At 73.1% G+C, this 23,820-nt stretch carries 17 protein-coding genes; 8 read left to right on the plus strand and 9 right to left on the minus strand.

Annotated elements, in window-relative coordinates; genetic code table 11:
• Positions 1–260: 260 nt before the first annotated feature.
• Positions 261–1,598, minus strand: a complete 1,338-nt coding sequence (iscB, locus tag QFZ82_RS22715) for an RNA-guided endonuclease IscB (RefSeq protein WP_307714897.1) — start codon at positions 1,596–1,598, stop codon at positions 261–263.
• Between the two features lie 659 nt (positions 1,599–2,257).
• Here iscB and QFZ82_RS22720 point away from each other — a divergent pair.
• Positions 2,258–3,661 carry a PAS domain-containing protein gene (locus tag QFZ82_RS22720; RefSeq protein WP_307714898.1) on the plus strand — a complete coding sequence of 468 codons (1,404 nt, stop codon included), beginning with the start codon at positions 2,258–2,260 and terminating at the stop codon, positions 3,659–3,661.
• Between the two features lie 95 nt (positions 3,662–3,756).
• Here the strand turns inward: QFZ82_RS22720 and QFZ82_RS22725 are convergent, their stop codons facing one another.
• Positions 3,757–4,512 carry an SIS domain-containing protein gene (locus QFZ82_RS22725; protein ID WP_307714899.1) on the minus strand — a complete coding sequence of 252 codons (756 nt, stop codon included), beginning with the start codon at positions 4,510–4,512 and terminating at the stop codon, positions 3,757–3,759.
• Positions 4,513–4,714: 202 nt separating this feature from the next.
• On the opposite strand from QFZ82_RS22725, the gene QFZ82_RS22730 reads away from it, so the two are divergent.
• From QFZ82_RS22730 to QFZ82_RS22740, 3 genes are all read left to right on the plus strand, one after another.
• Positions 4,715–5,407 carry a metal-dependent transcriptional regulator gene (locus QFZ82_RS22730; RefSeq protein WP_307714900.1) on the plus strand — a complete coding sequence of 231 codons (693 nt, stop codon included), beginning with the start codon at positions 4,715–4,717 and terminating at the stop codon, positions 5,405–5,407.
• 571 nt (positions 5,408–5,978) lie between these two features.
• A complete protein-coding gene (locus tag QFZ82_RS22735) occupies positions 5,979–6,842 on the plus strand; it encodes an alpha/beta fold hydrolase (RefSeq protein WP_307717807.1) in 864 nt (287 codons plus the stop codon).
• 159 nt (positions 6,843–7,001) lie between these two features.
• Positions 7,002–7,754, plus strand: coding sequence for a hypothetical protein (locus QFZ82_RS22740; protein ID WP_307714901.1), 753 nt, complete (start codon positions 7,002–7,004; stop codon positions 7,752–7,754).
• Between the two features lie 21 nt (positions 7,755–7,775).
• Here the strand turns inward: QFZ82_RS22740 and QFZ82_RS22745 are convergent, their stop codons facing one another.
• The 3 genes from QFZ82_RS22745 to QFZ82_RS22755 form a co-directional block, all read right to left on the minus strand.
• Positions 7,776–9,389, minus strand: a complete 1,614-nt coding sequence (locus QFZ82_RS22745) for a transporter (protein ID WP_373429436.1) — start codon at positions 9,387–9,389, stop codon at positions 7,776–7,778.
• On the minus strand, positions 9,365–10,183 hold the full coding sequence (locus tag QFZ82_RS22750) for an ABC transporter ATP-binding protein (protein ID WP_307714903.1): 819 nt from the start codon (positions 10,181–10,183) through the stop codon (positions 9,365–9,367). The genes QFZ82_RS22745 and QFZ82_RS22750 overlap by 25 nt, the downstream gene beginning before the upstream one ends.
• Positions 10,184–10,285: 102 nt before the next feature.
• A complete protein-coding gene (locus QFZ82_RS22755; protein ID WP_307714904.1) occupies positions 10,286–10,951 on the minus strand; it encodes a bifunctional DNA primase/polymerase in 666 nt (221 codons plus the stop codon).
• A gap of 312 nt (positions 10,952–11,263) precedes the next feature.
• Here QFZ82_RS22755 and QFZ82_RS22760 point away from each other — a divergent pair, with 312 nt between their 5' ends.
• Together QFZ82_RS22760 and QFZ82_RS22765 are read left to right on the plus strand one after the other, a co-directional pair.
• Positions 11,264–12,646 carry a transcriptional regulator gene (locus QFZ82_RS22760; protein ID WP_307714905.1) on the plus strand — a complete coding sequence of 461 codons (1,383 nt, stop codon included), beginning with the start codon at positions 11,264–11,266 and terminating at the stop codon, positions 12,644–12,646.
• Positions 12,647–12,816: 170 nt separating this feature from the next.
• Positions 12,817–14,625, plus strand: a complete 1,809-nt coding sequence (locus QFZ82_RS22765) for a hypothetical protein (protein ID WP_307714906.1) — start codon at positions 12,817–12,819, stop codon at positions 14,623–14,625.
• A gap of 64 nt (positions 14,626–14,689) precedes the next feature.
• On the opposite strand, the gene QFZ82_RS22770 is transcribed toward QFZ82_RS22765, so the two are convergent.
• The gene (locus QFZ82_RS22770; RefSeq protein WP_307714907.1) at positions 14,690–16,000 is read right to left on the minus strand and encodes an ABC transporter substrate-binding protein; all 1,311 of its coding nucleotides are present in this window, start codon (positions 15,998–16,000) and stop codon (positions 14,690–14,692) included.
• A 173-nt stretch (positions 16,001–16,173) separates the two neighbouring features.
• Between QFZ82_RS22770 and QFZ82_RS22775 the strand changes: the two genes are divergently transcribed.
• On the plus strand, positions 16,174–16,620 hold the full coding sequence (locus tag QFZ82_RS22775) for a hypothetical protein (protein ID WP_307717808.1): 447 nt from the start codon (positions 16,174–16,176) through the stop codon (positions 16,618–16,620).
• A 74-nt stretch (positions 16,621–16,694) separates the two neighbouring features.
• Positions 16,695–17,546 (plus strand): formyltetrahydrofolate deformylase, encoded by an 852-nt coding sequence (gene purU, locus QFZ82_RS22780; protein WP_307714908.1) that lies wholly within the window; start codon positions 16,695–16,697, stop codon positions 17,544–17,546.
• Positions 17,547–17,590: 44 nt separating this feature from the next.
• On the opposite strand, the gene QFZ82_RS22785 is transcribed toward purU, so the two are convergent.
• From QFZ82_RS22785 to QFZ82_RS22795, 3 genes are read right to left on the minus strand one after another with little or no spacing between them, the layout of a single operon-like run.
• Entirely contained in the window at positions 17,591–18,898 is a 1,308-nt protein-coding gene (locus tag QFZ82_RS22785) for an extracellular solute-binding protein (RefSeq protein ID WP_307714909.1), read from the minus strand.
• Positions 18,895–20,136, minus strand: a complete 1,242-nt coding sequence (locus QFZ82_RS22790) for a hypothetical protein (protein WP_307714910.1) — start codon at positions 20,134–20,136, stop codon at positions 18,895–18,897. The genes QFZ82_RS22785 and QFZ82_RS22790 overlap by 4 nt, the downstream gene beginning before the upstream one ends.
• Positions 20,133–23,810 carry a tetratricopeptide repeat protein gene (locus QFZ82_RS22795; RefSeq protein ID WP_307714911.1) on the minus strand — a complete coding sequence of 1,226 codons (3,678 nt, stop codon included), beginning with the start codon at positions 23,808–23,810 and terminating at the stop codon, positions 20,133–20,135. The genes QFZ82_RS22790 and QFZ82_RS22795 overlap by 4 nt, the downstream gene beginning before the upstream one ends.
• Positions 23,811–23,820 lie beyond the last annotated feature (10 nt).

The raw sequence follows: 23,820 nt of genomic DNA on the forward strand, positions 1-23,820 counted from the left end.
CGAGCCGCTGCGCGGACGCCCGGAAACGCAGACGACCCGTGGGCCTTGGTCCCTCCGTCCGGACGGAGGGAGCCGGCCGGACTTACCGGCGGCCCACGGGTCGGGTGACTGCTTGGGTTTCGGCAGGCGGCCTGCCGAGGTGCACAGAGTGCGACGGCAGGCCGTTAGCCCGCAGTCACCTCGCTTGTCCGGTAAGAAATCACTTCCGGATCACCTCCTTTCTGAGCGTGCCCCCAACCTAGGCAGCTCCATAGCCCGGATCAACCCAATTTCCGTGCCTCTTGCCCGAGGGTGTACGCGTACCCGTCCGCCCGTTGTACGAGCTGCACGTTCCGGTACGACACGTTGAACCGGCCGGACGGCGTGCTGAGACTGTGGTGACCCGTGGACCGGACGGCGATGCGGCCGGACCAGATCCCCCGCCGACGGCCCGTCGGGACGATCGCACGGACGAGGTCGCCCGTCGCGAAGCCGTAATGCCGCTTGCCACGTGGTCGCCTCAGGCGGGGGAAGCCGAACCGGTCCGGCGTCGTGCCGGCGTACGCCCCACGGCCCACTGCCTTGACGATGTGGACCTGCTCGCACACCCGGACGACAGCGGCCCCGTGCTCATGGTCCAGATGTCCGACCGAGAGCGCGTCGGCGGTATGCGACTTGATCAGCCCCATGGCCTCGCGATTCCACTTCGTACGGGCTCCGGTCCAGAGGTGCACCGGTGGTCCCAGGCGCCCGAGGGCACTGATCAGCTCCCTTCGGGTGGCGTTCATCGCCGCCGCGTCCCGCAGAGGGGTCCGCGCCTGCCGGCGAATCCTTGTCAGGCGCTCGGGGGCACCGGCAAGGAAGTTCTCCACGAGCGAGGCGCCTTTGGCCTGATTGCAGGGGACGCAGGCGAGTGTCAGGTTCGACAGCCGGTCCGACCCGCGACTGCGGGATCGGATGTGGTCGATGTCGAGCGGGACCCCCGTCGCATCGCAGTAGGCACAGGCCCGCCCCCAGGCGGCCAGCAGGTACTCACGGACTTCGGTTCCCGCGAGCGTGCCCTTGCGGTACTCGACCGCATTGAGGCTTCTGCCCTCGCTCATCGCATGGGTGTCGAAGGCGGCGGCCTCGATGTGGATCTCGGTGACGGGGGCGTACCGGCACAGGCGGTCCGCCACCGAGGCCGTGGAGCCGACGTGATGCCTGAGCGAGGGAGCCAGCCAGCCCTTCCTGCGGACCCGGTTCCTGTACCGGGGCGCTCGATAGCGGCAGTTCGCGGAGCGACGCCTGCGCCGGTATCCCGCGCGCTGGGTCATCGCCTTGCGGATCTGTTCGCCCCGGTGCCGGATCTCGAGAGAGACAAGGCCAGCTGTGACGGTGCGTCCGTCCGGCGCGCTCTCCTGCTTCGTGTCGGTGATCGCCATGCCAGTGCCCTTCGATCCGGGATCGATGCGCAACTGCACGCCGGCGACGTCGGACGCGGCGCGCGTGCGGTCCTTGAGCCGGATGGTGAACGGGGCGTGGCGCGCGACGACGGCGCGTGACCTCGTCAGTAGTCGGCGAGCGCGCGCCGGGTGACAGGGCATGAGCGGAGTGCCGTCCTTGGCGAGGACGAACACCCGCCCCGAGCCGGTACCGCCGTTGTACGCCCTGTTCTGTGCAGGAGCGTCACCGCTCCCCTTCTCTGCCTGTTCGGCGTGACGCCGCCGGGATCCGGTGCAGCTCCCGGCGGTCTCCCCTCGCCCATGTTCCCTGCCGGTGCCCGCGGGGTGGCGGGGAGTCCGTGAGCCGTTTCGTCCCTGCTCCCAGGGGTGTCTGCTCCCACGGATTCCAGTGCAGGCTGCTGAGGAAGCACAGCCGGGTGGGTCTGCTCGCCCACAGGAAACGTAGTCATCACGTGCACCGTTCTCGATCTTGCGATCACGACGACTGGGGCTGGTCACTCGGAACGCGCTCCGAGGGGCCTCGGGCACGCCGGGAGCGAGTGACCTCACGAGTCCGAAATCACCGTCACCGTAGCCACCGCATGAGCGGGCGTTGTGCCGACCTTGTGGCCGGTTCGCACGACCGTGTGATGTCGCTCCATGTACCGCCCACGCGGCGGAGACCCTTGATAGGGGTCCCAGGCGTGGCGTGTCGGAACAGATGCTCCATCGCTTTCCCGCCGATTCCCGGTCGGGGGCGATTTCGGGGAACGGTGTGTGTCCTGTGTCACGTTGAAGTTCAATGGGCCTAGGTGCGTCAGTACACGTGGACACGTCCTGCAAGGGGTGCCGGGATGAGTGCTTCCAGGAGTGAGATCACCGACGCGCTCGGGTCCGGGGAGCCGGAGCCCGGGGCCGGGGCCACGGGGCCGCCCGATGCCGACCTGCTCGCGGCGTTGCTCGACGGGATGGACGCGGCGTTGTGCGCGTTCGACGCCGAAGGGACCGTCACGCACTGGAACCGCGAGGCGGAGCGCATTCTGGGCTGGACCGCCGAGGAGGCCGTGGGGCGGCGCGGGTTCGCCGGGTGGGCGGTCCGCCGGGCCGACGCGGACGAGGTGCAGGAGCGGCTGATGGCCGCGATGGCCGTGCCGGGGCGGCAGGTGCACGAGTTCGCGCTGCTGCGCAAGGACGGGGGCCGGGTGCTGGTGCGCACGCAGTCCGCGCGGGTGCTCGGTGCCGACGGGAAGCCCGCCGGGGTGTACTGCGCGTTCAGCGAGGTCCATGCCCAGATCGATCTGGAGCGGTCCATCGCGCTGAGCGAGGCGCTGTTCGACGACGCGTCCTGGGGTGTCGTCATGGTCGATGTGGATCTGCGTCCGGCCGTGGTCAACAGCGAGGCCGCGCGGGTGCTCGGCGCCGGCCGGGCGAACGTGCTGGGCCGCCCGCTCGGGGAGCTCGTCTCCCAGGGTGTCGAGGAGCTGGAGGGCGCGCTGCACCACGTGCTGGCGGAGGGCGCGCCGCGCGGTCTCGTGGACCTGTGGGTGAGCGTCGCGACGCCGGAGGGCGAGCGCAGGCGCTGCTGGCGCAGCGGGTTCCTGCGGCTGGCCTCGCCGCTCGCTGAGGAGCCGGTGCCGCTCGGGGTGGGCTGGGTGTTCCACGACGTGACGGACGTGAAGCTGGCGGAGCAGGAAGCGGACCGGCTGCGGTTCCGTTCGGGGCAGCTGCACCGGGCGGGGCGGGTGGCCGCGGAGTGCGAGGACCCGTTGGAGGCGGCGGCCGTGCAGCTGGACTTCGCGCTGGCCGGATTCGCCGATCACGCGCTGCTCGACCTGGCGGAGGACGACGGGCAGCGCCTGGTGCGGGCGGCGGCCTCGCCTTCGGGCGTGTCGGGTCCTTCGGCGCAGGCCGCGGGCGGCGGGCTTCCGGTGCGGTACGAGCCGGGGCATCCGGTGTTCCAGGCGATCGAGCGTACGGGGTCGGTGCGGGCGAGCGCGGGGAAGGAGGCGACGCCGGGCGGCTGGGCGGAGCGCCGTCAGTGGCCCGGGGACGCGGCCCACGCGCTGTGCACGTCGTTGCGCAGCCGGGGCCGGACGGTGGGCGTGCTGACGTTCCTGCGCACCGCGAGCCGTCCCGCGTTCGAGCGCCCGGACGCGGTGTACGCGGAGAGTGTGGCGGTCCTGGTGGCGGCCTCGCTGGATCTGGCGCGGGTGACGGAGCAGTCGGAGCAGACGGAGCAGGAAGAGCCGCCGCGCTAGCGGGGCCGCGCCGAGCAGGGGGCGGCGTGCCGTACGCGGGCGCCGCCCCCGGGCTGGGCGTCGGCAGGGCGAACGCGGTTGTGCGGCGCGGCCCCTCAGTGACGGAAGAAGATCCGGTCGCGGTACTCCGTCATCACCCGGCCGTTCCACTCGTGTCCGCCGTCCACGTTGCCCGAGCGCAGCAGCGGGGGCTCGATGCCGCGGGCGACCAGGTGCTCGACGGCGGCGGCCGTCATGGCCTGTATCAGTGCGCTGGTCACGACCGTCGACGCGGGCGCGAACGGCGCCTCGATGCCTTCGTGCGTCAGCTCCGCGTCACCGACCGCGATCTTGGAGTCGAGGACGATGTCGCAGTGGTCTTTGAGGAAGGTGCCGGAGGCGTGGCGGGAGGTGGTCTCCTCGGCGTACGCCACGGACGTCACGCCGATGACGGTGAGTCCGAGGGCGCGGGCGTTCATCGCCATTTCGACGGGCAGGGCGTTGCGCCCGGACAGGGAGACGATCACGAGGACGTCGCCTGCCGTGGCGGGGCTGGAGTCGAGGACCGCCGCGGCGAGGCCGTCGACGCGCTCCAGGGCGGAGCCGAGTGTGGCGGGCATGACGTCGACGCCGACGGTGCCGGGCACGGCCAGCAGGTTCATCAGGGCCAGGCCGCCGGCCCGGTAGACGACGTCCTGGGCGGCGAGGGAGGAGTGGCCGGCGCCGAAGGTGAACAGCCGGCCGCCCGCGGCGACGGCGTCGGCGACGGCCGAGCCGGCGGCGGCGATGTTCGCCGACTCCTCGTCGCGTGCGCGCTGCAGCAGACCGATCGCGGCGTCGAAGAACTGACCGGCCAGCTTGCTCTCGCTCATCGCCGAGCCCTTTCCGGAGGGTGGGAGGTGGGTAGGAACCGTACGAGTGCGTGACGGCCCGGGAACAACCGTGCCGCCGATCACGTTGCGGTCTGGACCATTGCGCTGTCAATACGGGCTTCACCCGCCGCGGCACAGTTGTCGGTGGGATGCGTAAGAATTGAGCCGGGGCCGCAGCGCACGATTTCTTCGAGGGGCACGTATGTCCGGACTGATCGACACGACGGAGATGTATCTCCGCACCATCCTCGAGCTCGAAGAGGAAGGTGTGGTGCCCATGCGGGCTCGTATCGCGGAGCGGCTCGACCAGAGCGGTCCCACGGTCAGCCAGACCGTGGCCCGCATGGAGCGGGACGGCCTGGTGACGGTGGCGGGCGACCGGCACCTGGAGCTGACCGGCGAGGGCAGGCAGCTGGCGACGCGCGTGATGCGCAAGCACCGGCTCGCCGAGTGCCTGCTGGTCGACGTGATCGGCCTGGAGTGGGAGCAGGTCCACGCCGAGGCGTGCCGCTGGGAGCACGTGATGAGCGAGGCGGTGGAGCGCCGCGTGCTGGAGCTGCTGCGTCACCCGACCGAGTCGCCGTACGGGAATCCGATCCCGGGCCTGGAGGAGCTGGGCGAGAAGGCGGAGGCGGACCCGTTCCTGGACGACAGCATGGTCTCGCTGGCCGAGCTCGACCCGGGCACGGACGGCAAGACGGTGGTCGTGCGGAGGATCGGCGAGCCGATCCAGACCGACGCGCAGCTGATGTACACGCTGCGCAGGGCGGGCGTGCAGCCCGGCTCGGTGGTGAGCGTGACGGAGTCGCCGGGTGGCGTGCTGGTGGGCAGCAGCGGGGAGGCGGCGGAGCTGCAGGCGGAGATCGCCTCGCACGTCTTCGTGGCGAAGCGCTGAGGCCGCGCCCGGGTGACCGGGCGGTGAACGATGTCGGGCGGCCCCGGAGTCCTGTGCTCCGGGGCCGCCCGACGTGTGTCGCCGGCGCGGGTCGCCCGGCACCCGGCGCCCTGCTGGACTTTCGCCGTGCTGAAACCGTTTTGCGCCCGGAATGGCAGCGGCCGGGCGGATCGCGTGCCACTCTGAAGCCGAGGCATATGACCACGGTTCGGGGAGGGGAGCCAGGGTGATGCGCCGTCTGCCGTGCGTTTCGCACGTCCCGCACGTCCTGACATGGAGGAGTCCCGACGCCCGAGGGCGCCGGGACCTGTCCTCCCCGGTGCTGACCCGGAGCCCCGAGCTCCCAGGGTCAATCCCGTCGGACCGTTTTCCCCGAGCGGCCCGCCTCCCGCAGGGAATCTCCCCTCGGCTGCGCCGTCCAATCCCCGGGCCTGGTCACTCGAACGAGGGGTGTTGCGCGGCAGAGCCGCGTTTTCGAATGCAGGTTCGATAGTCTGGCGTCATCTCGCACGAGCCACTCGACTCGACACGAGCCACTCGATCCGGGGGAGACAAGGGGGTGCCAGGCCAGATGGTGCGGCGCATCGATGTGACCGGAGCCGGCGGCGTGCGCCTGGCCGCCTGGGAGTTCGCGGATCCGCCGAAAGGGCGCGAGGAGCACGAGAGTGCGCCGGGGGTCTTACTGCTGCACGGGCTGATGGGCCGCGCCTCGCACTGGGCGCCCACGGCGCGGTGGCTGGCCGAGAGGCACCGCGCGGTCGCCCTCGACCAGCGCGGCCACGGCCGCAGCGAGAAGCCGGTCGACGGGCCGTTCACCCGCGAGGCGTATGTGGCGGACGCGGAGGCGGCCGTCGAGCAACTGGGGCTGGCCCCGGTGACCTTGATCGGTCACTCCATGGGGGCGCTCACGGCCTGGCAGCTCGCGGCCAGGCGTCCCGACCTCGTGCGCGCGCTCATCATCTGCGACATGCGGGCGTCGGCGCTCGGGGCGGCGTCCCAGCGCGAATGGGAGGACTGGTTCCGCTCCTGGCCGGTGCCGTTCGCGACGCTGGCGGATGTCCGCAAGTGGTTCGGTGAGGACGACCCCCGGCTGGAGCGTCCGAATCCGGCGCGGGGCGAGTTCTTCGCCGAGGCGATGGCCGAGCGGGCGGACGGCTGGCGCCCGGTGTTCTCCCGCCGCCAGATGCTCACGTCCCGCGAGACATGGGTCTTCGACGCGCACTGGGAGGAGCTGGCCCAGGTCCGCTGCCCGACGCTGGTGGTGCGCGGACTCGACGGCGAACTGGGCCGCGCGGAGGCCCAGGAGATGGTCCGCGTGCTCCCTCTCGGGCAGTACGGGGAGGTCCCCGACGCCGGCCACCTCGTCCACTACGACCACCCGGACGGCTGGCGCGCGGCGATCGAGCCCTTCCTGGGCGGGGTCCTGACACCGTGACGGCCCCCCGCCGGAGGCGGTCGGCCAGGGCGCGACCACCACGGAGCCCGGCGGCCTGTGCGGCGCGCCCTGGCGCACGGTGTCCGGAAGGGGAGCCGCTGGCGGGGGCGTTGAGGGTCGCGGGTCCGACGTGGTGGTCACAGCGGTGAGTTGAGGCGTATGACGGACGAGTACGGCGCGTTGCAGATCCACACCGTGGAGCCGGTCGATGCGCGCACTGCCGTGTGCGTCGTGCGGTGCGTCGGCGGCGTGGTCCGGCCGGGGCAGGTGTACGACGGGGGACGGCTGCGCCTGGAGGCGATCGACCGGTACGGGCGGGGCGTCGACCTCGTGGACCCGCCGCACAGCGCGAAGGTGCGGCTCTCGGGTGACGGTGTGGCGCGGCTGCGTGCCCGGAGCGTCATCGCGACCCACGGGCCCCGCCGCTACGGATACGTGGGTCCTCCGGACATCCGGCGCGCCGCCCAGGGCGCCCCGGTCGGGCGGGCGGTGCGGACGGCCGGCGACTTCGCGGCCTGGGTCGGGGAGCAGGATCCGCGCGACCTGGCCGAGCCGTTCACGTACGTCGTCGACGGCGAGGGATTCCTGCGGCTGGCGCCCCGGCGCAGCGAGCACGTCGCCTGTGCCGGAGGCGCCGCCGTCGCCGGGGCCGGGGAAGTCGCCTTCCGGCGGACCGGCGACGGCCGCTGGCGGGCCGGTTACGTCAGCAACCAGTCCACGGGCTACTGCCCCGACCCCGACTCGTGGCCCGCGGTCGCCGCCGCCCTCGACCGGGCAGGCCTCGCCCGGCCCGGCGACGGCTTCACGCACGAGGTCGTCTTCCGCCACTGCGGCGCCTGCGCCGAACTCAACGTGGTGCACGAGGGCCACTTCGTGTGCGTCTTCTGCGACGCGGATCTTCCGGTCGCGTGACGCGTGACGGCCCCGGGGCCCTCAGCCCTTGCTCACCGCCGTCAGGATCTCGGGCAGCCGGTCCGCCGTCCGGGGCGCGGACAGGCGCAGGCCCGCCCACGTGAGCAGCGCTCCGTACGCCGTGCCCACCGGCAGCAGCAGCCACAGCGCGGCCGACTCCGAGGCGTGCAGCCAGATCGTCAGCGCCAGCAGCGGCGTGCACAGGAGCGCCGAGAAGAGCATGCCGCCGAAGATCGAGATCCAGGCGATGCCGCCCTGCCCCGGTGCGACGTTCTTGTACGCGCTGTCCTGCGGGATCGAGTACGGGAAGTGCGCCGAGGCCACCGCCCCCGTCGCCATCATCGCGCCCAGCAGCGCGAACGACAGGCCCAGCGTCTCCGGCAGGTCCTGCCACCGGCCGAGCAGGCCCACCGTGACCACGGCCACCAGCGTCATGTACGGCACGGTGATCAGAAGCAACGCGAGGGCGCGGGCGCGCATTTCGGCGTACGCGTCCCGTGCGGACGAGATCGTCAGCGCGACCGTCCAGAAGGCCGACGTGTCCTGGCCGAACTGGTTGTACATCAGCAGGCCCAGCATGCTCGCCGCGAAGCACACGAGATAGATCGAGCCGGTGCCCTGGAGCGCGTTGAAGACCGGCACGATCAGGCCGACCGCCAGCGACGTCACCCACGCCGCCTTGGTCTTGGGGTCGCGCCACACGTATCGCAGGCTGCGCTGCATCACCGTGCCCGTACGGCCCTGGGGCAGCAGCCGGTGCAGGCCGGTCGACATCCCCCTGCGGGTCGGCTCCGAGGCCGCCGCCAGCGTCGAGCCGTCGGGGGTCGTCATCAGCTTCGTCAGGCTGCGCTGCCACCACCACAGCAGGGCTGCCAGGGCCAGGGCCGCGAGGGCGAGTTGGACGAGCGCGGTCCCGTACGCGCCGTCGCCCGCCGAGCCGACCGCGCCGAGCGCGGACGCGGGCGGCACCCAGCGCACGACGTCGGCCACCGGCTCCAGCGTGGCGAGCCCGCCCGCCTCGCCGATGCGCTGCGCGCCGAAGTTCACGAGCTGGAAGCCCACCGCGATCACCAGTCCGCTGAGCACGGCCAGGTCGCGGCCCTTGCGCGAGGTCAGCAGCCGGATGTTGGCCGCGGCGACCGCCCTGGCCAGCGCCACGCACACGAGCAGCGTCAGCGGCACGGCGAGCACCGACACCAGGACCGCACCCGCCCCGTGCGCCACGGCGATCGCCGAACCGACCGCCAGGCACAGCGTGAACAGCGGCCCGATGCCCACCACGGACGCGCCGAGCAGGGCTGTCACCAGTGGCCGCGGCCGCAGCGGCAGCATCACCAGCCGGGTCGGGTCCAGCGTCTCGTCGCCGCTGGGGAAGAACAGCGGCATCACGGCCCAGCCGAGGGCCAGCACACCCGCGAGCAGCACGACGAGCGAGGCGGCGTGCGCCTCGCCGCGGAGCAGGATCAGGCCCGCGAGCTGCGCGGCCGCGAGCAGCAGCGCGCACACGAGCGAGACGATGTACGCGGCCTTGCGGCCGGACGACTGGCGCAGCCCGTTGCGCAGCAGCGACAGCTTCAGTCCGACGAAGACCCGGGTCAGCGACGCGGTGCTCAACGCGCACCGCCGCCGAGCCAGTCCAGGGAGTCCCCGGTGTCCCGGTCCCGCGCGCCCACGAGTTCCAGGAAGGCGCTCTGCAGCGTCGGCGCGTCGCCCCGCACGTCGGCGAGCGGTCCCTGCGCGCGGATGCGGCCCGCGGCCATCACCGCGACCCAGTCGCACAGCGACTCGACGAGTTCCATGACATGGCTGGAGAAGACGACGGTCGCGCCGGACGCGGTGTAGCGCTCCAGCACGCCGCGGATCGTCTGCGCGGACACCGGGTCGACGCCCTCGAACGGCTCGTCCAGGAAGAGCACTTCGGGGTTGTGCAGCAGCGCGGCCGCGAGCCCGATCTTCTTGCGCATGCCGGTCGAGTAGTCGACGACGAGCTTGTGCTGCGAGCCGGCGAGGTCGAGGACGTCGAGAAGCTGGGCCGCGCGCTTGTCGACCTCGTCGCCCGGCAGGCCGCGCAACCGGCCGTTGTACGCGAGCAGTTCGCGGCCCGACAGGCGTTCGAACAGCCGCAGCCCCTCCGGTAGGACGCCGATGCGGGACTTCACCTCGACCGGGTCGCGCCATACGTCGTGACCGCCGACCAGCACCCGGCCCTGGTCGGGCCGGAGCAGCCCGGTGACCATGGAGAGTGTGGTCGTCTTGCCCGCGCCGTTCGGTCCGACCAGGCCGATGAACCTGCCCGCCGGAAGCGTCAGATCGATGCCCTCGACGGCGACCTGGTCGCCGAACCGTTTCCACAGGCCTTCCACCCGCACCGCGGGCGGTGCCGCGCCCCCGTCCGTGCCGCCCGCTCCGCCAACTGTCTGTTCCGGCATGGTCACTGCCTCTCGCTGTCCCCGTGGTCCCCGTTGGTACGGGCACAGCCTACGGACGGCCGCGCACGGGGCGCAGGTGTGATCCGGGCAGCAACTCGCTGGTCAGCGTTGCCGGGATCGTGCGGCGGCGGTCTGACTGCCGCAGGCGTAGGCGAGCGGGCTGATCAGCTCGTCGGCGTCCGGGAGCCATCGGTTCGCGGGGGTGGGGCGGCGCGCCCACTGCACGGCGCCCCGGCCGCCGATGCGGGTCGGCGGCGCGGCGACGTAATGGCCCTCGCCGCGGGCGGCGAGATCGAGGGAGGAGGGCGCCCAGCCCAGTTCGCGGATCAGCTCGGGGACCTTGAGACAGGCGCCGGGGAGCACGAAGAAGAGCATGCGGCGGTCGGGGGTGCAGGTCACCGGGCCGAGGGGAAGATCCATCCGCTCCAGCCGTGCCAGGGCGAGGAACCCGGCGGACTCCGGAACGTCGATCGCGTCGAAGGTGCGGCCCGTCGGCAGCAGGATCGACGCCTTGGGCTGGTCGTCCCACAGCCGCCTGACGGCCGTGGCGCTGCCCGTCGCGTGGTTCGCCCAGTCCGGCGTGGCCGGGTGGGCGCCGGGCGTCGCGCAGCCGGCGTCTTTGCAGGAGCAGCGCTCCGTTCCGTCCACGGCCTCCAGCCAGGTGCCGGGGAGCACGTCCCAGTGCCGCTCTTCCGCGTACCGCACGGCGTTGTCCAGCATCTGCTCGCCTCGTTGCTGGGGGATCCATGCGGATTGACTGACTGACATGGTCTCTTCCACGACACACTCAACTACCGCTCCCACCTCGGGTTACGGGGCCTCTCGCGGTGGACGGTGGAGCATCGATCCTGCACACGGGGCGCACGGGTGCACGGCCGGGGGCGCGCAGGGGGCAGCGCCCGCAGGGACGGGTAGCCAGAGCGGGACACGTACGGGACGCCTACGGGACGCGTGCGAGAAAGGCGGGGAACGGGGCCCGTGCGACGACGAATCGGAACCAACCCGACCAACTCTGCATTCTCCGTATATCAGCCGGGCAGTGATCAATTCATCGATCACCGCGGCATCAGGGGGTAGTTCATGGCAGCCAGGCCTCTCGTCGCCCGACAGCCGAACGAACGGTTGCAGGCGCTCATCCAGGAAGCCGGGTGCTCGAACGCCGGTCTCGCCCGGCGCGTCAACGTGGTCGGCACCGAACGGGGCCTGGACCTGCGTTACGACAAGACGTCGGTGGCCCGCTGGCTGCGCGGCCAGCAGCCGCGCGGCCGCGCGCCCGGCATCATCGCCGAGGCGCTGGGCCGCAAGCTCGGGCGCACGGTCACGATCGACGAGATCGGCATGGCGAACGGCAAGAACCTGGCGACCGGTGTCGGCCTGCAGTTCTCCCCGACCGTGGTGGGCGCGATCGAGCAGGTCTGCGAGCTGTGGCGGTCCGACGTGGGCCGCCGCGAGTTCCTGTCCGGTTCCGCCGTCGCCGCCTCCGCGCTCGTCGAGCCCAGCCGCGACTGGCTGATCACCGGCGCGGACGCCCAGGTGGCGCGGACGGCGGGGGCGCGCGTCGGCGTCTCGGACGTCGAGGCGGTACGGGCCATGACCGCGGCCCTGACCGAGCTGGACCACCGCTTCGGAAGCGGACACGTGCGGCCCGTCCTCGCGCACTACCTCAACAGCGTGGTCTCCGGCCTGCTCTCGGGGTCCTACCGGGAAGCGGTCGGCCGCGAGCTGTTCGCGGCCGTCGCCCGGCTGACCGAGCTCGCCGGCTACATGGCCGTGGACACCGGTCAGCCGGGGCTCGCCCAGCGCTACTACATCCAGGCGCTGCGGCTCGCGCAGGCGGCCGGGGACCGCGGCTACGGAGGCTATGTGCTCGCCGCGTCCATGAGCCACCTCGCCGCCGAGCTCGGCAACCCGCGCGAGATCGCGCAACTGGCCAGGGCCGCGCAGGAAGGGGCGCGCGGGCAGGTCACGCCACGGGTCGAGGCCATGTTCCACGCGGCCGAGGCCCGCGGACACGCGCTGCTCGGCGACTCCCGCACCTGCCACGAGGCCGCGGCGAGGGCGGTGGCCGCGCTGGAGCGGGCCGAGCCGGACGCGGGCGACGATCCGGTGTGGATCACCCACTTCGACGAGGCGTACCTCGCGGACGAGCTGGCGCACTGCCACCGTGACCTCGGCGAGGCGGGGGAGGCCGCCCGGCAGGCGGAGGACGCGCTCGCCGGCCACCCGGCCTCCCGGGCGCGGCGGCGGGCGATCGGGCTGGTGCTGCTGGCGACGGCCCAGGTCCAGCAGCGAGAGGTGGAGCACGCCTGCCATACGGCCGCCCGCGCCGTCGACCTGCTGGACACGCTGCGCTCCAGCCGGGGAGCGGAGTACCTGGACGACCTCCAGCTCCGGCTCGAGCCGTACGCGGCCGAGCCGGCGGTGCGGGAGCTGGGCGCGCGCCTGGAGATGCGGGCGGCGTGAGGGGCCCGCGGGGGCCGGCGTGCCGGAAGGGCTCTCTCCCCTGCTCGGGCAGGGCATGAACAGCGTCCTGTGTCCGCATCTTGTCACTGCTCCGGCACGTGTGTGCGGAGCGCTCCGGGCACCCGGTAGCGTGAACCGACGATTCCGTAGGTCCACACGTAGGAGTCCCGGTGACGCACAGCGGACAGGGTGACGAGCAGCGGCTGCCGGCCGCGCGGCCCGCGTACGAAGGCGTCGTGCTGCCCGCCGACGGCAGTGAGCCCCTCATACCCGGATCCCCGGGAGCGCAGGCGGCCCCTGCGGGCGGTCAGCCGTGGGGCGCGCCCTGGGGACCGCAGCAGCCACCTGAGCCACAGGCGCCGGGCGGCGTGCCCGGTACGTCGGCGCCGCAGCCGGGCTACGGCGCCCCGGCCCCGCAGGGGCAGCCCGGTTACGGCTACCCAGGTGCGCCGATGCCGCAGGCGGGTGGTCCCGGTCACCCCGGTGCTCCCGGGCAGGGGCAGGCGAACAGCTACGGCGCCCCGGCCCCGCAGGGGCAGCCGGGCTACGGATATCCCGGCGCGGCCCCGGCTCCGCAGGGCGCCGCCGCGCCCGCGTCGCAGGGGCAGCCCGGCTACGGATATCCCGGTGCGCCGATGCCGCAGGCGAGTGGTCCCGGTCACCCCGGTGCTCCCGGGCAGGGGCAGGCGAACAGCTACGGCGCCCCGGCCCCGCAGGGGCAGCCCGGCTACGGATATCCCGGTGCGCCGATGCCGCAGGCGAGTGGTCCCGGTCACCCCGGTGCTCCCGGGCAGGGCCAGACGAACGGCTACGCCGCCCCGGCTCCGCAGGCCCCCGCCGCGCCCGCGCGGCAGCGTGTCACGTCGCAGCCGCTGCCGCCGCAGGACGCTCCCGGGCAGGAGGAGCGCACCCAGATGCTGCCGCCCCAGAGCGGCCCCGGCTCTGTCGGGGCGTCCGACCCCACGCAGTACATCCAGCCCGTCGCCGGCGGCTCCGCCACGCCGCCCGGGGCTCTGCCGCCCGGGGCTCTGCCGCCCGAGGCGCCCGCCGAGTCGACGACGTTCCTCGGGACCGTGCGCGCGGGCGGGGGCGACTTTGAGGCCACGCAGTACATCGCGCCCGTGCCGTCCGCTCCCACCGCGGCGCCCTTCGGCATCCGGCCCGGTGCGCCGGGGGACCGGCAGCCCCCGGCCGAGTTCGACAGCCTGTTCCGTTCGGACGCTCCCCAGGCCCGGCCCGCCGACTCCACCCAGCAGCTGCCCCGGTTCGACGCCCGGCAGGGCGCCCAGCCGTCCGCGTACCAGGAGCCGGGGCGCGCGCCTCGCTACGACGACGAGCCCGTGACGCGCAGGCGCTCCATCGTGCCCGTGGTGGCCGCGCTCGTGATCGGCTGCGCCGTGCTCGGGCTGGGGGTCGGGGCCGTGATGTCCGGCGGGGACGACGAGGAGGACCCGGCGCCGGACAAGAACGTCGCCGCCACCACCCCCGCGCCGAGCCAGAGCGCGTCCACCCAGGCCGCCGACCCCGCCGAGCCGCAGGCGAAGGCGCTCGACAAGCTGCTCGCGGACAGCAACAACAGCCGTGCCGCGGTGATCCGTTCGGTCGAGAACATCAAGGTCTGCAAGAACCTCGACCAGGCCGTCACGGACCTGAAGGGCGCGGCCGCCCAGCGGCGCAGCCTGGTGACCCGGCTCGGCGGCCTGACCGTGGACAAGCTTCCGGACAACGCCGCGCTGACCGCCGCCCTGACCAAGGCGTGGCAGGCGTCGGCGTCGGCCGACGACCACTACGCGGCGTGGGCGCAGCAGGTCAAGGGCAAGAAGGGGTGCAAGGGCGGGAAGGCCCGCGTCACCTCGCAGACCGCGCAGGGCAACCGGGCCAGTGGCGAGGCGACGAAGGCGAAGAACGAGGCCGCGCCGCTGTGGAACACGATCGCCCGCACGTACGGCCTGACCGAGCGGCGCGGCGAGCAGCTGTGAGGCGGACGGCGGGGGCGGTGAACCCGGTTCACCCGCCTCCGCCGAGGAGCCGCCCGCGGAACGCTCAGGCCGCGTCCATCAGCGTCGTGCCCACGTCCACGAAGTCCTTGCCCTGGGCCACCAGCCGTCCGTCCCGCACCACTTGGAACGTCACGCTGCTGTTGACGATCCGCGGATAGCCGGGGGCGCCGAGCATGTTCTCGTAGCCCCACCGCAGCGGCGGCGTCAGGCCGTCGGTCGTCACCTCCAGGCCCTGGTCGAGGGCGTGGGAGATACGGCCAGGGGTGATCGCGTCGCTGTCGAGCGCGCGGATCACCCGCTCCAGCACCGTGTACGCGATCCAGGTGGTCTGCACGCCGGCGTCGGCCGGGTCGATGCGGTCGTCGTTGAAGGCGTGCTCGGTGACCACCTTGCGCATCCCGTCCCAGCGTTCGTCGTTCGCGTCCGGGTACCAGCCGGTGATGTAGGCGCCCTCGAAGGGGCCCTTGCGGCCGCCGGTGCGGTCGACGAGGGGCTGGCCGACGCTGCCGATGACGGACGAGATGCGGATGCGCCGGCCGTCCTCGGGCAGTCGCCGGAAGGAGTCGAAGAAGGTCTCCGTGCGGTCGCCGAGCGCGGCGGTGACGCAGCCGGGCCGGGTGCCGGAGGAGGCGGTCGACGTCCAGGTGGGCTCCGCGGCCCGCCTGCGGGCCTGCTCGGCCTGCTCGGTGTACTCGGTGGCGTCGTCGGCCGCGAGGATGTCGGCCGAGGGGATGTCCCGACTTCCTTCCTCCAGACCGGAGTTGAGCAGCTGGACGAGGTCGTCGCCGTTGATGCTGTCGGGGCGTACGAGGGAGACGCCGGCGCAGTAGTCGGCGAGCTGCCTGCCGTTGCCGGCGACCAGGGCGGGCTGGCCGCCGTTGACCGGGTAGGAGAGGTAGCTGGTGAACTCCTCCCCGGACATGCCGTATCCGCCGATGAAGGGGATGCCGGCCGCCTCGAGGGGCGCCATGAAGGAGCCGTACTGGCTGTAGGAGCCGACGACCGCGGCCGCGCCCTCCCTGACGGCCCGGCGTGCGCAGTCGGCCGCGCCCTGGGGGGTGTTGCCCTCGTTGCAGGTGATGACGCGCAGGTCGTGTCCGTCGATGCCGCCGCGCGCGTCGGCCCAGCGTTCGTAGGCCTTGGCCATCGCCATCATGCCGGGCATGTTGGTGGCCTTCGTGTCCTCGGGGGCGAACGTCATGACGGTGACGGGCTCTCTCGAGCCACTGGCCTCTCCCGGGAGGACACCGCAGCCGGCGACGAGGGACACTCCTGCCACCACGGCCGAGGTGCACGCGGCCCGGCGACGGGTCTTGGAGGGGCGGGGGGTGGAGGAACGACGCCAACCGGTCATGACTCCACACGCTTCCTCCTTCCGGGGAACGGCACAGTGAGCATTGTTCAACGCAAGGTGACCGGAACGTGAATTGCAGGGGCGGGTCCAGGTGATCGAAAAGGGAACGTACGATCGAAGGCGTGCAGCAAGGTTCGGTCAACCCTTCCCGTCGCGGCCGTCGCTCCTCCACCATGGGCGGCATGCCGCTCAACGACATGCCCTGGTGGCGCTGGCGCAGCAACGTGCGCTCGGCGCTGCACATGCTTTCCGACCCCGTTTTCCACCAGGAGTGCTGGCTGGCCGGGCGCGAGGGGTACGGCGACGTCACGGACGCCGTGTACCGCCTGGTCGAGGACACCTGGCTGGACAACTGGTCGGCCGAGAAGTACGTCGGCACGATCTTCCGCGACTCGGGCGAGGCCGCGCTGGTGGACGTCGCCGTGCTGCGGGTGCTGCGCATCATGCACCAGGTCGGCGCGGACGCCCCGGTGTCGGCGTACCTGGAGCACCACGGCTGGCCCGAGGCCGTCCGTGCGGCCCGTGACGCGCACGTGCGCCTCGCGTCGAACGACGGCGAGGACCCGGACGCGCCGCCGCGCTCGCTGGACGTGCTGCGGATCATGACCCGGTCGGTGTGAGCCGGCTGTCCATGACCGCGTCCGCTGGACGGACGCCGGACGGGCTCGCCGCCCGTTTGTGGCACGCTACAAGGATGACTGACCAGTACGTCCTCACGCTTTCCTGCCCGGACAAACAGGGCATTGTGCACGCCGTGTCGAGTTATCTCTTCATCACCGGCTGCAACATCGAGGACAGCCAGCAGTTCGGAGACCGGGACACGGGCCTGTTCTTCATGCGGGTGCACTTCTCCGCCGAGGCTCCGGTGACCGTCGACAAGCTGCGCGCCGGCTTCGCCGCCGTCGGCGACGCCTTCGACATGGACTGGCAGATCCACCAGGCCGACGAGCGCATGCGGATCATCCTGATGGTCAGCAAGTTCGGCCACTGCCTCAACGACCTCCTCTTCCGCTCCCGGACCGGCGCCCTGCCGGTGGAGATCGCGGCGGTCGTCTCCAACCACTCGGACTTCGCCGAGCTGGTCGGCTCGTACGGCATCCCCTTCCACCACATCCCGGTGACGAAGGACACCAAGGCCGACGCCGAGGCGCGGCTGCTGGACCTCGTGCACGACGAGCGGGTCGAGCTGGTCGTCCTCGCCCGCTACATGCAGGTGCTCTCCGACGACCTGTGCAAGCAGCTCAGCGGCCGGATCATCAACATCCACCACTCCTTCCTGCCGAGCTTCAAGGGCGCCAAGCCCTACCACCAGGCGCACGCGCGGGGCGTGAAGCTGATCGGCGCGACCGCGCACTACGTGACGGCCGACCTCGACGAGGGCCCGATCATCGAGCAGGAGGTCGAGCGCGTCGGCCACGAGGTCACGCCCGAGCAGCTGGTGGCCGTGGGCCGGGACGTGGAGTGCCAGGCGCTTGCCCGCGCCGTGAAGTGGCACGCCGAACACCGCATCCTGCTCAACGGGCGCCGCACCGTCGTCTTCGCCTGAGCCGGCGGGAGCGGTCCGGGAGCCGGGAGAGCGGGGACGCGTCCCTACGACGTGCCCGCGTCCTGCGACCCGGCCACCGGGTTGTCGCAGAGGTCGTCCAGGACGAACGCCCCCTCCTCCTCTTCCTCCTTCTCCCGCTGGAGCGCGGTCTCCGCGTCCAGTCGTTCGAGCAGGCGGGTCAGCAGCGCCGGGTCCTCCGGGTCGCCGACGAACTCCAGCACGGCCCGGTAGAACGCGTCGCGCAGCGTCGGCGGCATCGTGTCCGAGGCGTCCATGCAGATCCGGCCCGCCGAGTCGAACAGCTCCTGCACCGCCCGCGTCCCCGGCGACGGCGCCTCGGAGGCGAACGTGCCGCCCGGGAAGAACGGCCGCTCACCGGACTTCGCCGCGTCCGCCCAGTCCTTGCGGGCGGGTGCCGAGGTGAGCCGGCCCAGCAGGTCCCAGGCGGCGGCGCTCGGCCGGAAGACCGCGGCCATGTCGCCGGACACCTCGAAGACGCCGCCGCCCTCCTCGGCGGAGGCGGCCCCGCCGAGATGGCGGGCCGTCGGGGTCGGCCGCACATCGTCGCCGTAGTGCCTGCGGATGAACGAACCCTGGTGCTCGTGGGTGCAGTCGCCGCGGTTCAGCAGCCCGTAGCGGCCGTCGTCGAGCAGCTCGAAGGAGTCCGTGAGCGCGTCCGGCGCGGGGGAGCGCCCGTTCGCGGTGAGCATCCGCGCCCACTCCTCCCACACCGGGCGCGTGCTCTTCCACGACGTCGTGCCGGTCGCCCAGCGCTCGTACGCGTCCGGGCCCCGGCGCTGAAGGATCAGGTCCTCGATCCAGTCCGTGCCCGGCCAGCCGGAGGTGGCGCCGGAGTTCAGGCCGAGACACCACACGGGCTCGTTCTCCCCGACGCCCGCACGGCTCCACACCAGCGACTTCAGGTCGACGCGCACCGGCGCCCAGAAGACGTGCGTCCTGGCCGCGCCGCCCGTGCCGGGGACGGTCACCGGCGGCGCCCACGGCGGGATGGCCGCCCCGGCGACCTTCTCCGGCAGCGGATGGGCGTCGCCCGAGCGCGCGTACTGGGCCAGCTCGCCGGGGCTGTTGAGGATCGCCAGGTCCGGGGGCGCACCGGCCTGGAGCTGGGCGACCAGGGTCTCGCGCAGCGAGCGCGTGCCCTTGTAGACGTACCGGTGGCCCGTCTTGTCGCCGATGCTCTTCAAGGCCGCCACGAACGGGGCCTCCTCGCCGTCCGTCCACGGGCCGAGGACGACGAGCGTCCGCTCCTCGGGGGCGCTCGCGCAACCGCCCGCCGAGGCGGCGGACACGGCCAGCAGACAGGCCGCCAGGGCGAGCCTCAGGCGCTTCATGCGTCCGCGTCCTTTCGCCGGGTGAAGTGCGGCGGATACGGCCGGGCGTACAGGTAGAGCGTGACGCCGCAGGCGAGCGCGGCCAGACCGGTCACGGGCACGGCGACGCCCGCGGTCAGCGCCCAGCCGTCCGGGTGGGCCGACCCCATCCGGGCCGCAGCCCCGCCCGCCACGCTCTCGATCTCGCGCCCGACCCCGGACACCGCCGTGACGTACTCCAGCTGGGCGACCGCCTCGTGCACGTCCTCCTGGGCGGCGTGCTCCTGGGCGCCGCCGACGGTCAGCAGCACCGGCGTCAGCAGCACGGGAACCGACGCCGCGACGATCTGGAGGCTCACCAGGCGCAGCCGGTCCCGCAGGAACACCGACGTGCCCACGACCGCGAAGGCGAACAGGGCGGCCACCAGCGCGGCCGCGGCCGCCGCCGCCTGGTTGAGGGGGCTCCAGTCGGCCAGGTCGCCGCTCTCGTCGAGGAGTTGCTCCTCCAGGACCTCGATGCGGTCCAGCACGGTGGTGGGGTGCTGCTCGCCGCCTGCCGGCTGCGGGCTGCGCAGCATCCCGGCCGCGTACGCCACCCCCGCCTGCCGCAGCACCCGGCTCGTGCGGTTGCGGTCCGCCCAGGCGATCTTGTCCCCGTACGCGACGACGAGACCGGACACCACCCGCAGCTCCTGCTCCTCGGCCTTGCTCAGGGCTCCGGACTGGGCGACCCGGTTCAGGCTATGGGTCGCCTCGGCCAGGTGTGAACGGTAGGTCTCGCCGAGTTCGACGAGCCCGGCGTGCTCGGGGTTCAGCAGGCGTAACTCGGCCTGGGCCTGGGCGAGTCCGAGGGAGGTCCGCGCCTGGGCGAGCCCCACGAGTGCCGGAACGGACCGGTCCCGCAGCTCCTCGGAGCGCCGGTGCACGTCGTTGTAGGCGGCGGTGCTCAGCGCCAGGGCGATCAGCGCGAGGGCGGGCAGCACCAGCATCCTGCGCCGCAGGAACGCGGCGGTCGGCCGCCCGGTGCCGGGGGACCGGCCGGTGGCCCGCACCCACAGGGCGGGCGGGACGCGCCGGGCCTGCCGCCAGGCGCGGCCGCCGAGCCGGCGGGCGAGGGCGGCGAGCCGCCGCAGCGTCGCGGTGCGGGAGGTCCCGCCGTCGTGGGGGGCACCACCGCCGTCCCCCGCTGCCGGACGTGACGGTCCGTCGTCGCGGGGCGGCGCCGTGGCGGGCGACGCGTCCGTGCCGCCGGCCGTCATGCGGACTCCTCCCCGTCCCGGAGCAGGACGCGCCGGGCCCACCGGGGCCAGGGCGCCGAGCGGACGCGGCCCCGGACGTGGCGGACGCCCAGCGGGCGGGTGCGGAACGCCCGGTCCAGCAGCGCCTCCGCCAGCGCCGCGTCCTCCGGCCGGTCCGTGCGGGGAACCTGCTTCGCCAGCCGGCGGTAGCTCGCCGACAGTTCGTCCCGCAGCTGCCGCTCCGTCCTCGGGACCTGCTTCTCCGAGAAGCCGGCCGCCTCCAGCCGCTCCAGGGGGCCGCCGGAACCGGGCTCCTCGCCCGACGCCTCGACCAGGCCGAGCAGCATCGACAGCAGCTCCGTCCTGATCCGGTCCTGCGCCTGCCCGTCCGTGAGCCCCTCGTCGTTGGTCAGCCGGTGCAGCGCGGCGTAGGCGTCCGCCGGCGAGCGCCGGTTCACGTGGATGCGCACGACGGCCGTGCGCGCGGCCGTGCGGTGCCGCGAGTCCGGCGGCACGCTGTCCAGGTACGCGCACGCCTTCTGCCACTCGTCCTCCGCGAGGTGGATACGGGCGAGCCCGAACGCCGCCGAGCCCATCGCGTGGTTGCGCTGGAGCACCGCCTCGTAGAACTTCTTGGCCTGCGCCACGTTCCCCTCCCGGTCGGCCGGGGGCCGTGGCAGCTCCGACGGCGCGTCCTCCCCGGGCGGCGCGGCGGCCAGCTTCTCGTGGCAGTAGCCGAGCGCGAGCTTGGGCGCGTACTCGCCGGGGATCGCCCGGTACACCGCGTCGAAGCCGCGCCAGGCGTCCGCCGTGCGGCCGGACGCGAGGTCGATGAGCCCCTGGTGCCAGTCCAGCCGCCAGTCGTACCGGGACCTGTCGCCCAGCCGCTCCTCGGCCATCCCCCGTTCCGTTCCGGCCGCCGCCACGTCCCCGAGCTGGAGATGGAGCCGGCAGCGCAGCAGATGCAGTTCCGGCGAGCGCTCCCACTCGCGGCTGAGCTGCAACAGACCGGCCGGGTCGTCGTACGACGTGCGTTGCAGCTCCTTCCAGTTGGGGTCCCGCACGTCCGGCTTGGGCTTCGGCAGCGCCACCGCCGCCTCCGCCGGATCCGGGATGCGCGCGCCGAGGCGGTCCGGCGCGCGGTCCGTACGCCAGCGCTCCAGCGGCGGCGCCTTGCCGAGCTGGCCGTCGAGCGCGGCGGCCGGCGGGTCGAACAGGGTCGACGGCTGGTAGGTCTCCTCGCCCAGCCGCAGCGACCGGAGCTCGCGCAGCACACCGCGCAGTTGCACGGCCATCTCGTCGGCGGAGGCGTACCGCAGCTCCGGCTCCTGGGCCATGGCCCTCTCCAGCGCCCGGTTCAGCGACTCCTCGCCGATGTCGGCGGACGGCTCGGGATCCCGGGACAGCAGCTCGCGCAGCACGGCGCCGACCGTGTAGAGGTCGCCGGCGGTCGTCATCTCGCCCATCGGCCCGGAGCGCGGCGGCTTGTGGGTGACCGGCCCCGGCTCGCCGGGCTTGCGCACGCCGGCGACGTCGATCAGCTTGATGCCGTCGCCGCAGTGCAGGACGTTCGTGAGCGACAGGTCGCCGTAGACGAGCCCCTCCTTGTGCAGATGGCTCAGCGCGTCCAGGATCAGCAGCCCGTACGTGACGACGAACTCGCGGACCCGCGGCCCGGTGAACGGCGCTCTGCGCTCGGTGATGCGGTCCGCGACCCATGACAGCGGCGCCCCGTCGGCGAACTCCATCACGATGAACTCGTCCGGTGCCGACGGATGCCGCGCGTAGTTGACCACGCGGATGATGGACGGATGGTTGAGCCGTACCAGCCGCAGCCGCTCCTGGTGCGCCTGGCGGACGGCTACCGGGTTGTCGGGGTCGAGGACCCCCTTGAGCGCCACCGGCCGCTTCTCCAGCAGCAGATCGCGGGCCAGGTAGACCTGCCCGTGGCTGCCCCGGCCGATCGGCCCCACCACCTCGTACTGCTGATGCAGCAGGTCGCCGGCCGCCAGCTTCGCGCCGGAGCGGGCGGTGACCAGCGCGTCCGGCGCGCCGACGGCGACGACCGGCAGATCCGTCAGTCCCTCGCCCGGCGGCCCGGCCACGAACTCGGGCGGGCCCGCCGTCCGGTGCAGGATCTCCTCCCTGTTCTCGGCCTCCAGCAGCGCCGCCTCGATGTCGACGGCGATGCGGAACATGGCGTACGGCAGGGTCCGGCTGTCGTACGACAGGCCGCCGGGGCGCAGTTGTCCGAGCTTCGCCCGTAACCGCTCGGCGTGCGCATGCCGCTTTGCCGCGTCCTTCGGCCGGGCGGGGTGTTCGCGGATGCGCCGCTCGCACACGGCGAGCCGGTCGAGCCGTGGTCGCAGCCGGACGGCACGGCGGTCCGGCCAGTCGGGCTCCATCAGGTCGGCGCCCACCCGGTCGAGCAGAGGCGAACTGCGTTCGCCGAAGACGAGGAGGAGGCGTGTCCCGCCGCCGGCGCGCAGGGCGCGCAGCAGGTCCATGATCTCGTCGTCGGAGGACGCGGACCGGTCGACGGCGAGGAACGCGATGTTCAGCGGCGGGCTCTCCTCGGCGATGCGCCGCAGCAGGGTCTCAAGGGGCTCCGGTCCGGCTTCCTCCGCCGGCACCGGCACGTCGAGTCCGATACGGTCCGCAGCCTGGCGTGCCAGCTCCTTGGCCGTGCGGTTCGTCGCGTCCACCGCGATGTCGATGCTGCCCAGCTGCGGCTCGCCTGCCGAAGCGGGCATCGCCGACGGCGTCGGCGGGCTCTGCTCGCGGTCCGCCAGCGTCAGCACCGACCGGATCGTGTACCGGAGGTCGTGCTCACCGGCTCCGGCGAAGACGGGCTCCACCGGGTCGGTGTCCGGCTCGCCGTCCAGCCAGCGGGTCAGCCGCCGTTGCAGTCCCGGCACCCGCCCCGAGACCGTCCGGTCCGGGGCGACCGCCACGTCCCGGGACACGGCCCGCAGTCCGGTGATCTTCAGCCCGAGCCGCTCCAGCCGCTCCCGCCGCAGGTGCCTCAGCACCGTCTCCGTCGGGATCATGTACGCGTGGTCCCGGCGCACGCGGGCCTCGGGGGTGCCGAACTGGTGCACCAGGATGCCGATGACGCGGCGGGAGCGGCTGTGCACGACCCCGCAGCCGCTGTAGCCGTGCCGCACCACGTACGGCGAGTCCCGGGTGTCGAGCTGCACCCACTCCGGTGTCGGCGCGGGCCCGCCGCGCCCCATCAGCCGGGCGTGCAGGTGTTCGCCGCCCGGCAGGTCGTCCGGGTAGCCCGTGAAGTGGACCGGCTCGCCGGTGGCCGGGATCTGCCGGTGCAGCACCGCGGCCGGAACGTCGTGCGGCAGACCGGGCCGGTCGTCCAGTTCGAGCAGGGCGATGTCGCCGCCGAAGTCGGGGGTGGGCTCGACGAAGAACTTGGGGACCACGCGGGCGCGCACCGGCGTCGCCGGGCCGCCGGACGGCGCGGGGCGCACCACGTCGATGTACACCGTGTCCAGCCTGGCACGGGCGCCCGACCGGTCGGGCGGCGAGAGGACCGTGTGCGCGCAGGTCAGCACCCAGGAGCGGGACAGGAGGACTCCGGCGCCCAGCGGGGTGCTGCCGCGATCCGGCGTGCGCAGCAGACGGACCCGCCAACTCTCCTCGTAGGCAGAGGAGTTGGATGTGCGATACGCATCGCTCATACTGGCCAAC

Origin of the sequence: Streptomyces sp. V4I23, assembly GCF_030817975.1 — a bacterium.
Classification (GTDB): domain Bacteria; phylum Actinomycetota; class Actinomycetes; order Streptomycetales; family Streptomycetaceae; genus Streptomyces.